We start from the raw sequence: 14,614 nt of genomic DNA, 5'->3' as shown, positions 1-14,614 counted from the left end.
TACTAAATTAAATCCCCGTTAAATGTAGCAATTATTATTATAACCCCTGCAAATCTATGCCCTAAAAATTTAGGCTAATTTTCTTCCATCCATTTTTTGAGCTTATCCAACTGGCTCTTTTTGTTAACGTTTCTTAGCTTTCGGGCAGTTTTAGTGAAGTATGAGTGTTTGGCAATAAATTTTATTTGCAGCTCATTCCACTCTCTTAAAGTGCCAATTTTTCCGTGTTCATGTAGCTCGCGATACAGCATATTGGAAACCGGGATGAAGTCGGTTCGACCCAAATAGTCAAGGTCGGCATCGCAAATAATCTCCTCCAAAAGGTTTTTGGGGTTGGGCGGCAGCTTGGTGCTCATGATAATATCCGAGATTATTTCGATTTGCTGCTCCGAGTAGTAGTACTCTGGGAGTATTTCGTGGGCCAGCTTAACGGCCATCTCCTCGTGGGTGTCGTAATCTATTAAGTGCCCAGCATCGTGGAATAGCGCGGCCGTTCTTAGCAGTAGCAACTCCTCGTTGGTCACGTTCTCCGATCGGCCTATTAGCTCCACCTGGGTGTAAACATCAATAGTATGTTTAAGGTTGTGGTAGTACAGATCTTTGGGTAGCCCTTTCTCGAGCTTCTCGAGCACAAAATCTTCGAGGTCGCCAAGCCTTATCAGCTGAAGCAAGACGTAAAAATCCTTGTTGGGAGCTATCCCGTTCAAATCAATCGATAGCTTGGGCTTAATTCCCTTTACGAAGTACATCTTTATGTCGCCCTTGTTTTTCACAGGCATGCTTCCACGGTAAGTGCAATCGAAGTAGTCGCTAACTAGCATAAATGTATTGCCCGAGATGTTGATTTGCCCAGCCTTTCCCGACGATTCCATTCGGCTTGCGGTATTTACAGTGCTTCCCCAAATGTCGTACGATAGCTTGTTGCGGCCAACCACTCCGGCGATAACCGGCCCCGTGTCGATACCGATTCGAATCTCCCAAATTCTATGCTCGCTGGGCGATTGATACATAATATCCTTCATATGCTGTAGCATCTCGAGTGCGGCTAGCACAACTTCTACGGGGTTCGTTCGGTTTTTCTTGGGAATGCCCCCTGCGCACATGTAGGCATCACCAATGGTTTTGATCTTCTCGATACGGAACTTCTCAACCACGGTATCGAAATGCAGAAAGAACTTGTCAAGCTGATCGATTAAGGCTTCGGGGTTGGTTTCGTCCGTAATTTTGGTGAACCCCTCAATGTCGCAGAAAAGAACGGTAACCACTTGGTACCTTTGGGTGTTAACCCTTCCCTTTTCCTTAAGCTCCGATGCGGTTTCCTTGGGCAGCACCCTTGCCAGCAAGTTATCGGTTTTTTCCTTCTCCTTCACAAGTTCCTCGGTGCGATTGTTTATAAGGGTTTCGAGCTTGTACCTGTCCTTTGCGTGCAAATACCTTCGCCACTTGTAGAAGGCATAAAGAGCTAAAAATCCTAGTAAAATGAAGGCAATGATGAAGGATGGCATTTCGTAGAAGTAGGGCTTTATTGTAAACGATATGGTAGCCTCATCGGATTCCATTCCCCAGTAGTTTCGCGCTTTAACCCTTAAGGTGTATTCGCCAGGCGATAGCCTGTGAATCTCTCGTATGTTCGTTGCGATCCAAGGTGTCCATACTTTATCAAAATTACTAAGATGTGAAGAGAACAGCTTGTGGTTACTTGCTGTTTCCCAATTCCCAGATATATTAGTGCCAAAGGTAACCGAAACATTTCTTAAGTGTGGCGATTGATGTGGTTGCTGATTCGATGTTGCTTCCTCAAAAATGCTTGACCTGATATTGAAGGACTCAATACCACCCAAAAGCCTGAATTTTGAAATGGTTACTGTTGGTGGTTGTGGATTAAGCACATTGGGTATAAAGTAATGGAGCCCTGTGCTTGATATGGCTAGCAGTACTCCATCATCAAGATAGGTAGAACTTTTTATGCTCTCGTTGGTTGGGTAGGTTGCCAAGGGTGATGCCTCACACTGTTTGTTTCCCAGCCCATAACGCCAAATAGTGCTTACCTCCGAAAAAGGAATGGTCGTGTTTAATGCAGTTAGGGTTGAGTCGGTTGAAATAAGGGGAATGATGGAGATTGTTGAGTCAGATATAAGGGGATCTTCTCGGTTTAATTTTTTGAGGTTAAGAGGGTATAGCCTACCTTGCTCCCAGATATATGGTTTTGAGTACTGATCGGTTGTAAACAAGGCTTGGCCATATTCCCCAATTAAGAAATCAATTGCTTGCCATTCTGATTCTGAGGCTTCCGCCGTATACACATACCACGCTCCTGTTTCTGTTTGAGCTATCAGGTTGTTTTCGTACGATACAAGGGTCCTAATCGCTTGCGCATTTGCAGGAATTTTAATAAATGTAGGGGTGGATACTTTTGGTGCAATGCTTTGTGTAAAGATTAAGCTGTCTTTAGTTGAAGCAATTCCTACTCCGCCATTGCTTTCAAAAATTGTTATGTTACTATCGAATGTAAGGGGTAGAATTTCTGAAGCGGTCCCATAACTTAATTTGTATGCTCCCTTTTGGGTTACCGCAAAGCAACCCAGCTGGCTGCTGTATAACTTTACTGGCTGCCCAAGTACCCTTTCAACCTTTTTGAAGTTTAATGCGCTGGCATCGCCATTGTATTTTGCTGCAAAAACACCCTCAGCAGTTCCGTAGTATATAAACCCATTATTTTGTACCACTGCAATGGGCTTGCCCATATTGCTATTTAGGTCTGCATAAACACCTGCAATGCAGGTGGGGGTTATACTGTATAGCTCGGTTTGTGTTATGGCCAAAATTGAGCTTGAGGAGTATGGGTAAAAGTCAATTATATTATCTATCGATGGATGCGAGTTTAAATCAATTGAATGTATTGTAGCTTTGGCTTTGTTCCATATAATTAGCTTATTGCTGCTTGTTAGTATGTATATCCTTTCGGTATTGCTTCTTACGCTTTTAATCTGTACACCGTCCGTCCCAATTAACTTTTGCGTTTGCTCAATTAATTGCGAATTGCCCATTTGAACAGGAGTAATCCAAGGATAGCCTTCGGTTACAATGTATCGTTCTCCGCTAATTGTAAAAACACCGAGGGGGTGGTTGCTAGTTGCTTTCTCAATGATAACTGGAGGTGAGCCTTCCTCGGCTATAAGGTGCAGCTGGTGATTATCCTTAATGTATAGTATCCCATGATCATTACCCACAAGTCTAATCCACTGGTTCGAGGAGTCAATCTTAGTTAGCGAGTCGGATAGATACCACAGGTTGACCCCCGATGTAAAGTAAATGTTGCCATCGTCATCGGCTAGCAGGCTCGATATTTCATTCACATTATCAAATGTATCGGCACTAAAAATCAGACTTCTTTTAATAAGGCCATCATCAGTAAGCGATAGCAATTCGATATTCCCTTTACATGAAATATAAAACTTGTTGTTTTTGCCCCGCGCAAATATTGGTTTTGCCTGTAATGAATGGCTCTCCCAGTTTAGCCCATCGTATAACCAGAGCGTTTTATTGCTCTGTAGTATTATTAAGCTGCTGTTAACGGCTGCAAAATTGTTAAAGCCGTAAAAATGACCCACCGGGAGTGATGCTATTTGGTTAATTATGGGTTTTGGTGCGTGGGTCGATTGACTTTTATTGGGTTGACTACTAGATGCAATCGGCAGTGCAAGAAAAAAAATAATTTGAAGCGATATTAAAAAGTTCAGAAAATTCATACCTTAGACCTTTATTATTGCTGCCGTTTTGCTATATTGTCTGGCGTGATGTGCAAAGAAAATAAAATAGTGCGAATAAATAGCTTAGGTGCTGTGTTTATGTTGCACTTGGTGAACAACTACATATAAAAATATAAAATTTATGAACACGGACAAGAAAAAAATTTTGGTTCCTACCGATTTTCAACAGCCAGCAACCTACGCTTTGCAGCATGCAGTGAGAGTATCGGGAGTGGTTGGGGAGCCAATTGTGTTAATTCATGTAGTTAAATCTGCCGATGAGGTTGAGGGTGCAAAGCAAAAACTTGCCAAAGTAATTGATGAGACCCAAAAAAAGTACAATTTTACACCTGAGGCTGTTGTAAAGATTGGTGAAGTGGCCAACGAGATTGCCCAAGCAGCAATAGAAATTGATGCCAGCATAGTTATTATGGGGTCGGCAAGCGTAAGGGGGAGGCATGATTTAACCAACCTGCCTACGCTTAAGGTGATTACCAAATCTACAGTTCCATTTATAACCATTCAGGAGCCTCCTGTAAATAAGCGCTACGACGATATTGTTTTCCCCATCGACTTTACTGTTGAGAATAAGGAGAAGCACAGCTGGATCTCATACTTTTGTGATTATTATGTTTCCAAATACCATCTTATTAAGCCCAACGTTACTGATCCTGAGCTGGTGGCAAAGGTCGATCTTAATATGGCCTCAGCAGTACGCTTTCTCGACGAAAAAGGTGCGAAGTATCAGGTGTACACAGTACCCGGGGTAAAACCTTACGCTGAGGAGGTTCTAGATTTGGCAGTGAATATTCGTGCCGATTTAATTGTAATAATGACAGCTAAAACATCCGATAATTCCGACTTTATGCTCGAGCCGCACGAACAAAGAATTGTTGGCCAGGCCGGGCACATCCCTGTTATGAGCATAAACCCAAGGTAACACCAAGTTTTTATGCACACCATTGTTTTTGCTACCAATAATAAGCACAAGCTTTTAGAGGTACAGCAAATATTAGGCAATACGTTTCACCTAAAGTCACTCGTCGACATTGGCTTTACTGAAGATATTCCTGAGGATTTTGACACCCTAGAGCAAAATGCGTCGCAAAAGGCTTGGTATCTGTACAATCGATTTGGTGTCGATTGCTTTGCCGATGACACTGGCCTTGAGGTTGATGCGCTGGATGGGAAACCCGGTGTTTATTCGGCAAGGTACGCTGGTGAACAACGAAATTCGCAGGATAACATTGTTAAGCTACTGGCCGATCTTAAGGGCATTAGTAATAGAAAAGCACAGTTTCGAACAGTTATCTCGCTAATAATTAGTGGTGAAGAGCATCAGTTTCAAGGAGTGGTAAGGGGTAGTATTATTGATGAGCTGAAGGGTAGCGATGGATTTGGGTACGACCCCATATTTGTCCCCGAGGGTTACAACCTCACGTTTGCTGAGATGGAGCTTGACCTTAAGAATAGGATTAGCCATCGTGGACTAGCTACCCAAAAGTTGGTGGCCTTCCTGCTCGGCATGTAGCTCTCAGCACCTATTGTGTTTCGGTTGTAAAATATCCCCTGAATTTTCGGGTTATCATTCAGTACCCATACGCATATTTATGAAGCAACGGTTACTTTTATTGGCAATATCTCTGTTTGCTTTCTCTGGCTTTTCGCAGGTGCCCGTTGGTAAGTGGCGCGACCACTTCTCGTACCGCCAGGCAAACTACACCGCAATTTCAAATAATCGAATTTATGCAGCATCGGCCAATGGCGTGTTCTGGTACGATCCTTCCAATGGCCACACTGGTAAACTAACCACTGTCAACGGATTGCATGACATTGGAATTACAGCCATTGAGTATTCCAATAACCATAAGCTGCTTGCAGTGGGGTACGAGAACGGAAATATCGACTTAGTACTTGAGAATAGGGTGGTAAACCTACCCTACATAATGCAGAAGCCGCTTCAGGGAGCCAAACGGATAAACCATTTTTACTTTACTAGTAACGGCCAATTACTTGTGTCGACAGGGTTTGGTATAGTGGTGGTAAATATTGACAAGATGGAGATTAAGGACACTTACTACATTGGGGAGGGTGGTTCCGATTGCTGGGTTAACGAAACAATTGTTTTTGAGGGTAAGATTTATGCTGTCACCGATATGGGCCTACTAAGCGCCGATGTAAATAATCCACTGCTTATTCACTTCGAGAGCTGGAGTGCAGTGCCAGAGCTGCAGGTGGAGCCAAATAGCTATTCATCTTTGGCCGTGTTCAATGGTTTTCTGCTTGTCAATCAGTCAACTGGGGCATTATCCCCCGATGTTATATGGTCCTTCGATGGTTTGCAGTGGAACAGTCAGCCAACAACCTTTACTCAGGTGCGAAATATTGATGCTGGCCAAAGCCATATGGTAGTTGTAAGTCGCGAGGGAATATTACTGTATAGCAACTTCCCCGCTCAGCCAATCCTAATAAACCAGTACGAGAGCCAATCAACTGCCCGACCAAACTTTGCCAAGGTAGGTACAGATGGTAGGCTTGCCGTTGCCGATAATATGCTTGGGCTAATGTATGGAGGTGAAAATGCCTGGACTCGTTTCCGGCCCAATGGCCCCGACGATGACAGGGCCTACTTTGTAATGCCGACCAACAATGATCTTTATGTTTTGGCCGGAGCGCGAAGCGAATCATGGGGTAACCGTTTCTTCCCCTTGTCGTTTCATAAGCTTAGTAATAACCAGTGGGCCACCATAACAAATCACAACTTTTTCGATGCTGTTCGCATTACGTCAAGTCCTAACCACACAGATGAGTACTACATCTCATCATGGGGGCATGGCGTGATAGTTTATCGCGATGGTCAAGTGGCAGAGCATTACGACCCCAATAACAGCTCGTTACAAACAATACTGCCCGGTGCCTACTGTAGGATAGGTGGGGTTGCATTCGACACTAAAGGTAATATGTGGGTAACCAATGCTGGGGTATCATACCCTATTTCGGTTCGACTTGCTGATGGAACGTGGAAAAGTTTCCCTTACGAAAACATAATTTCATCGCAACGCTTATCCGACATTACCCTATCACCCAATGGGTACCTTTGGGTAGTAATACCTTCGGGCGGAGGTCTTTTTGTTATCGATCCCGGTGATAATCCTGAGTCGGCTAGCAGTCATACTGTGCGAAGATTTACACCTGTAGCTCCCGATGGGTCTAGCTTGCCAAGCGATATCAAAAGCTTAGCCTTCGACCGCAATGGGCATCTATGGCTGGGAACTACCGAGGGCGTTTTGGTGAGTTACAATCCGGGGCAGGTGCTTAACCCCTCCGAGTTTGCGCTGCAGTACGTTAGAATTCCCAGTGAGCAGGAGGGTATTGCCGCTGAGCTGCTAAAATCGCAAACCGTAACGGCTATTGCTGTAGATGGCGGGAACCGGAAATGGTTTGGCACGTTACGCTCGGGTGTCTATTGCCAATCGGCCGATGGTGCTCAGCAACTCCATCATTTCACCAAGTCGAATAGTCCGTTGCCCTCCAATACTATAGAGCATATTGGGGTGCATCCAACAACAGGGGAGGTTTTCATTGCAACCGACAGGGGGCTGATATCATTCAGAGGTGATGCCACAGAACCAGCAGCTCGTTTTGGTAAGGTATACGCATTTCCCAACCCAGTGCGCCCCGATTTTGAGGGCCCAATTACCATAACAGGACTAGTTGAGAATACTAGCGTAAAGATTACCGATATTGCCGGAAATCTGGTTTTCGAAACCACTAGCGTTGGTGGCCAAGCATCTTGGGATGGTCGTAATTTAAGGGGCAATAGGGTGTCGACCGGTGTTTACCTGTTTTTTTGTGCCGATAGCACTGGCGAAGAGTCTGCTGTAGGAAAGATACTGTTTATTAAGTAAAAATTTTCAACCCATTAAAATGCTTCACAAGGCCAAAGCCATTGCGTTACACACAGTAAGGTACGGTGAGAATAGTTTGGTTGCTTATCTCTACACCAAAGATTTTGGGCGCGTAACTCTAATGGTTAATAATGCATACGGCAAGGGAAAAAGCAGAACAAAAGCCATTTACTTTCAGCCGTTAAGTATTGTTGATGTAATTTTTTACCCTGGAAAAAACCATGGAATGGGAAGGCTTAAAGAGGTTTCCGTTTCTCAAAGCAATACATCTATTCATTTAAACCCAATAAAAAGTGCCATTGCAGTTTTTTTGGGCGAGATAATATATCGGGCGGTACGGGAGGAGGAGAGCAACATCAACCTTTATCAGTTTATTGAGGCCTCCATTCAGTCGCTTGATGTGCTCGACGGTGGCGTTTCAAACTTTCACCTTTTGTTTTTGGCACAACTATCGCGTTACCTGGGATTTTATCCCAGTGGAACTTACTCTCCGGCAACACCCTACTTTGACTACAAGAATGGCCAGTTCGTATCATTGCAGCCATCACATCCACTGTTCTTTTCAAGGGAGCTAAGTGAAATCCTTTCAACCACGCTGACTACACCTTACGCTAAGTCCAATAATCTGAGGCTAAACGGAAAGCAGAGGAGCAACTTTTTGGCTCAAATGCTAAGCTACTATATGCTGCATATGGAATCGGTACAGCATGTTAAGTCTCTATCTATCCTTAATCAGGTTTTTGAGGATTGATGCCCAATCCCGAATGTTATACTTGCCTCCAGCAAAATGCATGGCATACGTTTTGACAAGCTTTATAGCATAAACTTGCCAATCCATTGGCCAATTTGATATATTTGCACTCCCTTTTACAACTTAAGACAAACTATGACAAAGACATCCGTTATGAGTCCGTATTACGACTTGGTTTCAAAATATGCGAAGATTGCAACAGAAACAGGAGCAGTAAACCTATCCAACGATCATAGCGACTTTCCCTGTGAGCCCGAATTGCTAAACTCGCTGGTTAAGCACCTCTCGGCTGGGCGCAACAAGTACTCGCCCGGTGAGGGTGTGCTTGAGCTTAGAGAAATTATTGCTAAACGTTATAATTCCGATTTTGGCGCGAACTATTCGCCCACCACAGATGTAACCATCACTGCGGGTGCCATACAGGCCATTTACACTGCCATATCATCCATAATTAAAGAGGGCGACGAGGTGATTGTTTTTGAACCAGCCTTTGAAACCTATGTGCCCTCCATTGAGGCTAGAGGAGCCCGCCCCATTTTTTTCCATCTAAACCCAAATGATTACTCCATCGATTGGTCTGCACTCACCAAACTTATTAGCAGCAAAACTAAGCTGATAATCCTTAACTGTCCCCACAACCCAACGGGAGTAGTTATGAGCGACGAGAACCTTGAGCAGCTGCAACGAATCCTAAATGGTACCAAGATTAACATTTTGAGCGATGAAGCTTTTGGTGATTTGGTATATGATGGACAGTCGATGTTTAGCATTGCCCGTTTCCCCAAGCTGGCTGAGAGGAGCATAATTGTTGGATCGCTTGGAAAAACCCTGAGCGTACCGGGTTGGAAAATTGGTTACTGCTTAGCTCCCGAGCAAATCATGTCGCGTTTCCGAGAGGTGCATCGATATCAGATATATTCAGTAAATCTGCCTATTCAGCTTGCATTGGCCGATTTTTTAAAGGGAAAAGAATGTTGGGCTCCATTTCGTAATGAGTTTCAGAAAAGGCGCGATTTGTTTGCCTCGTTGATGAAAGACACCAAGTTTTCGTTATATCCAGTTCAAGGTGGATACTTTCAGGTGATGGGCTACGAGAATATATCGAAGGAAAAGGACGTAGAATTTTGTAACTGGTTAGCCGAAGAGGTTGGTGTAACAGCATTCCCTCTCTCTCTGTTTTACCATGATGCGTTCGATAACCATCGCGTAAGAATCTGTTTTGGCAAGAGCGAGGAGGAACTTAAGGATGCCGCCATGAGGCTGGGGAGGCTATAATCCAAGTTTTGTCTCTAGTAATTTCTTGTTGAGGTGTGATAGATATCTATGCCTTTGAGGGGCACAAAATAAAACAGGGTTGCCATTGGGCAACCCTGTTTTATTAAAGATATTTACTCTACTCAGGAAGTGTAGTCCCGATAAGCTTATTGAAATCTGTCTCTCTTTGAGGAATCATCCAAGTCCATTTGTTCTTGGTTGGATCGTTAGCAGGAATTGTAACAGCCAAGTCGGTAATAAAGTTACCCCCATTGGCAGGACTTTTACGAACAATATCATCACCCCAGCGCTTCATGTCGAACCAGTCGAAGCCTTCGCCCCATAGTTCAAAACTGCGATAAAACTTTATCTCTTCAAGTAAGTCATCACCTGTATTTGATGTTGAATAGTTCGGGTCGCGGCCACTATCTAGGTTTAGCTCAGTTAGGGCCTGACGAGCTCCATCTTCATCACCTAGGAAGTACTTGGCTTCGGCCTCAGTAAGTACCATCTCCGATGAACGAAAATGATTAAGGTGGCCAACACCAGGAATATCCTCGGCAGAAATTTTGAATTGCATATAGGCATAAACTGTAGCAGTTGAGTAAAGTGAAGGGAATCGTTCACGTGCTACAGAGTCTAGGTCACTACCGGCCATACCATTCGCCAGGGTATATTCTAATCCGTTGGGGTCAAGGAACAGCTCCTTACGAATATCAGAATCTGGAACCTTCTCGAGGAGTTCCTTGCTGATGCATTTCGGATAGTTTCTAACAGCCGATGCACTAGAGTTATAGGCTATGTAAGCATGGTAAGAGTAGAAGTAGAGCGTTTCATCTGATGATCCCCAGCTGCTCCAAATCCACTCTGAAGTAGGAGCGTGAAATCCAGCTGCGTACTCAGTGTTGCTCATTAGAGGATAGCCATTACGTGCGTTTGCAGCCATAGTTGCAGCAGTTTCATAGTCTTCTCTTGTTAGAGCGGCACGAGCATAAATGGCGTAGGCCACGTTAATGTCAATATCGTAATTCCTCTCGCGGCTTTTACCCGAAAGTGTAAATAGCTCAATGGCTTCTTCCAAATCGCTATATATCTGCTCGTAGGTTTCTCCAAGCGTAGCAAGGGCTTGATCACCAGTTGAAAGGTCTGTTCTAAGAACTATGCCTTCAGTTGATCCATTGTTCGAGTCCATCCAACGATTGCTATATAGCTGCGAGAGCATAAAGAAGCTGTAGGCTCTATAGGTAATCGCCTGAGCTTTTATGAACTGCTTGTCAGAATCTGGGCCAGTAGCATCATCAATGTTATGAATAACAGAATTTGCGTTACCCACAAGCATGTAGTAGTAGTACCAGGGGTAGTAATTGTAAATTGATGTAACATTTTCCAAGTATCTAAAGTTGATAATTGGAGCCCAGGTTGGAAGGTTCAAAAAGAAGTTGTTGCCGGGGTAGTTACCGTAGTACATTTTAATGGTTCCTTCGCCATTAAAACCCTGAGATGATAAGTATTGGCGAGTCATCAGCTTGTTGATGCCGTTAATGGCTAATTTGGCATTTTCGGTTGTTTCAAAAATGGTTGATGTAGCCGTTGTGTTGGTTGGCTCAGTGTCTAGATAATCTTTCCCGCATGAGGTAAGCATCAGGACACCTGCAAGTATTAGTAATTTAACTCTTAATGTCTTCATAATTAAACTGATTTAGAGGTTGTTAAAATCTCAAGTTAGCTCCTAACGAGAATACGCGTGCAGTTAAGAATGCGTTATTGTTGATACCGTTAAAGCTTTGCTGTGGGTTCATCCCTTGAAGTTTGGTGAACGTTGCAAGGTTCTCTACACCAAAGTTTATGGTAAGGCCGCTTACATCAATTTTGTTCAGCATACTCTTTGGTAGCTCATAGCTAAGGCTAACATTTTTGATTACGAAATATGAGGCATCATGTAGGAAACGGCTTGATGAAGCATTGGTCAGAGAACTCTCATAAAAATCGATACGAGGTGTACCATTAGGATCGATTCTGTTAGGGGAATCTTCGCTCATACCTTCAGGAATACCGTTCCAAGAGTTCAGTAGATTTTTATGTAAGGCTGCTGGAGTTGCAGTTACCGACATAAGGTTTCTGTAGGTGTTGTCGTATATTTTTCCACCAATAGAGTATGTAAATAGGGCAGAAAGCGTGAAACCTTTGTAGTTTAATGCAGATGATATGCTGCCAAATACGTCAGGGATAGCGCTCCCGCTCCAGTCCTTCTTAGCATAAGTTGTATAGGTAGTATAGTACTCGTCACCAATTTGAACAGTGTACTCGCTAGGAATGGGGTTTTTGTCTTCAACAGCCTCTTCGCCAACGTAGAACCTTTCAAAATCGGGAATGTACAGCGACATACCAGTCATTTGATCTACTCCTACAAACTGATCCATCCAAAAATCGTAAATGCCATGTCCTTCCATGTATCGTTTAGTACCACTAATAATACCATTCTCACGATTTTCTTCAGGTAGTCTTAGAATTGTATTCTTGTATGAGGTGGCATTAAGTCCAACTTTCCAGTTCCAATCTTTTGATCTTACTACATCAATATCTAAAGCAAACTCAACCCCACGGTTGGCAATTGATCCAATGTTTTTTGTTAGAGTTGCTTCAGCAGCGGACGTTGATGTTGCTCCGGCTGATAGAGGTAGATTAACGTCAAAAAGTAGGTTCTGTGAGCGCTTGTCAAAATATTCTAGGGTAATGTCAAGCCTGTCGAATAACCTTCCTTCAAGGGCAGTGCCGAATGAGCTAGAGGTCTCCCATATTAGATCTAATGCATCGTTTTGAATCTTGTATGAAGCTCCAAGGTTAGCATTTTGAGCCATAGTGTAAAGCGCCATGTAGGCGTAATATGAGTTCACATTGTCGTTACCAACCTCACCGTAAGAAGCCCTAAGCTTAAGCATGTTAACCTGCCTTCTTAGGTTGGCCATAAAATCTTCGCGGGTTATAATCCATGTTGCACCTGTTGACCAGAAATTACCCCAGCGGTTCTCTTCGTAAAAGCGAGATGAGCCATCGCGACGGAATGAAGCGTCGAAATAGTACTTGCTATCGTAGTTATAACGAACTCTTGAGAGATAACTTTCGGTACGATAGTTATGTTGGTAACCCGTTAAGCTTGTGATGTCAGTGAAGTTGACAAGTTCCGTACCACCTGCAAAAACCTCGGTTGTTTTATATCCGTACGTGTAGGCATAGTTGTAGTTATAGTTTTCGTGTGCTAAAAGTGCGTCTACGCTGTGGCGGTCAAACTTCTTTTTCCAAGTTAATTGCTGCTGGAATGTGTAGTTTTTATACCTATAGAAAACCCTTTTGGCTCTACCAGATCCTGAACCATCACCAATTATTGCATTGTTGTAGCTTTGGTTTTCGCTGTTCCTTAAGTTCATATCACCTTTAACAGAAAATGTGAAATCCTCTAAAAAGTTAATGTCAAGGAAGGCCATACTCTGCATAGTATTGCGGAAAGTTCTGTCCATATCAAGTTCCGATTCCCAAATTACATGCCTACCATTATACTGAGGCCGCCCATCTCCGCTATTGTATATCTTTTCTCCCTGTTCGTCATAAATGTACTCTCCGGTAGTTTGGTCGTGCAGATATACAGGGTAGATTGGAGCAATATTTCGTGCGAAAAAGAAGGGGTTTGCGTATGTCGTATGGCTGTCAGCGCTACCGTTAGTGTTGTTGCTAACTTGATGTGAACCAGAAATATTTAGACCTGCCTTCATCCATTTCTTAGGGGTAACGGTTACGTTTGTTCTAGCTGTTAAGCGCTCGTAATCCGATGATCTAACGTAACCTTGCTCGTCAAGATATCCGAGTGAGAAAAAGTAGTTGCTATTCTCTGTTGCAGCATCGGCACTTACTGAGTACTCTTGCCTGTGACCTAGACGCTCCATATACTTAAACCAATCCAAGTCATCGTATCCAGCTAGTATTTGAGCATCTGAAACGAGCTTTCCGTTCGAGTCGAATAGCTCATTGTTCGGTTTGTCGTAAATATTATACCCAAGATATGTGGACACAAGGTCACTTGATGCTTGAGTATTAGCATCTGCAAGAGAGTATGCCATGTTAGGGTCACTCATAAGCGAATTGCGATATCCTAACCACATGGTTTCCATAAACTCATCGGCGTTAAGCCTTTCGTATTCCCTGATACCCCTATTGTAAACACCTTGGTTTACGGTAGCCCTCAAGGAAAGCTTATCGCTTTTACCTTTTTTGGTAGTAATCATAATTACACCGTTAGAAGCACGATTACCGTATAGCGCTGATGAAGCGGCATCTTTTAGTACCGATAAGCTCTCAATGTCTTGAGGGTTTAGGTCGGAGATGTTGCCGCCAAATGGTACTCCATCAATCACGTAAAGAGGGGCATTTGAGCCATTAATAGTGGTAAATCCTCTAATTCGTATGCTTGGGTCAGAACCAGGCTCGCCGTAGCTGTTGTTCACCTGTACCCCGGCACTGAATCCCTCTAGCACGCTACCTACGCTTGATACCGGCCTTTTTTCGATTGCGCTTGCATTTACAGCAGCAACCGATCCGGTTAGTGATTCTCTTGTTGCGGTACCGTAAGCTACTACCACAATCTCATCAAGCTCTGTTACATCAAACTCCATGGCAACATCAATAACATTGCTTGTGATTTCTATTTCTTGGGTACGCATACCCACAAAAGAGAAAACCAAAGTGTTAGCGTTTTGAGGTACGTTTACAGTGTACCTCCCATCGCCATCGGTTGCAGTTCCAATGGTTGTACCCTTAACAATAACGGAAATTCCAGGCATTGGATCACCGTATTCTGCAGAGATTACCGTTCCGGTTATTTGCCTCGTTTGCGCAAGCGCAAGTTGCAAACCCAAGAACACGAATAATCCAAGAAAGACAATTTTCCTCTTCATAAATCT

General features: G+C 43.5%; 8 protein-coding genes. 5 read left to right on the top strand and 3 right to left on the bottom strand.

All coding sequences use genetic code 11. From position 1 onward, the window contains the following. Positions 1-74 precede the first annotated feature (74 nt). Entirely contained in the window at positions 75-3,749 is a 3,675-nt protein-coding gene (locus G8O23_RS03120; protein ID WP_166361654.1) for an adenylate/guanylate cyclase domain-containing protein, read from the bottom strand. A 142-nt stretch (positions 3,750-3,891) separates the two neighbouring features. Between G8O23_RS03120 and G8O23_RS03115 the strand changes: the two genes are divergently transcribed. From G8O23_RS03115 to G8O23_RS03095, 5 genes are all read left to right on the top strand, one after another. Beyond that, positions 3,892-4,689 (top strand): universal stress protein, encoded by a 798-nt coding sequence (locus G8O23_RS03115; RefSeq protein ID WP_166361652.1) that lies wholly within the window; start codon positions 3,892-3,894, stop codon positions 4,687-4,689. Between the two features lie 12 nt (positions 4,690-4,701). Further along, on the top strand, positions 4,702-5,280 hold the full coding sequence (locus G8O23_RS03110) for a non-canonical purine NTP diphosphatase (RefSeq protein WP_166361650.1): 579 nt from the start codon (positions 4,702-4,704) through the stop codon (positions 5,278-5,280). 79 nt (positions 5,281-5,359) lie between these two features. Beyond that, positions 5,360-7,657, top strand: coding sequence for a type IX secretion system anionic LPS delivery protein PorZ (gene porZ / locus G8O23_RS03105; RefSeq protein ID WP_166361648.1), 2,298 nt, complete (start codon positions 5,360-5,362; stop codon positions 7,655-7,657). A gap of 19 nt (positions 7,658-7,676) precedes the next feature. Beyond that, positions 7,677-8,408 carry a DNA repair protein RecO gene (recO, locus tag G8O23_RS03100; RefSeq protein ID WP_166361646.1) on the top strand — a complete coding sequence of 244 codons (732 nt, stop codon included), beginning with the start codon at positions 7,677-7,679 and terminating at the stop codon, positions 8,406-8,408. A gap of 135 nt (positions 8,409-8,543) precedes the next feature. Beyond that, the gene (locus G8O23_RS03095) at positions 8,544-9,683 is read left to right on the top strand and encodes a methionine aminotransferase (protein ID WP_166361644.1); all 1,140 of its coding nucleotides are present in this window, start codon (positions 8,544-8,546) and stop codon (positions 9,681-9,683) included. A gap of 118 nt (positions 9,684-9,801) precedes the next feature. Here G8O23_RS03095 and G8O23_RS03090 read toward each other — a convergent pair whose 3' ends face one another. Continuing rightward, a complete protein-coding gene (locus tag G8O23_RS03090) occupies positions 9,802-11,349 on the bottom strand; it encodes a RagB/SusD family nutrient uptake outer membrane protein (RefSeq protein ID WP_166361642.1) in 1,548 nt (515 codons plus the stop codon). 22 nt (positions 11,350-11,371) lie between these two features. Beyond that, on the bottom strand, positions 11,372-14,608 hold the full coding sequence (locus G8O23_RS03085; protein ID WP_166361640.1) for a SusC/RagA family TonB-linked outer membrane protein: 3,237 nt from the start codon (positions 14,606-14,608) through the stop codon (positions 11,372-11,374). Between the last annotated feature and the right edge of the window lie 6 nt (positions 14,609-14,614).

The organism is Perlabentimonas gracilis, assembly GCF_011174675.1.
GTDB classification, from domain to species: domain Bacteria; phylum Bacteroidota; class Bacteroidia; order Bacteroidales; family Tenuifilaceae; genus Perlabentimonas; species Perlabentimonas gracilis.
Note: the sequence above shows the minus strand (reverse complement) of the source record. Positions and strands in the feature narration are given on the sequence as shown.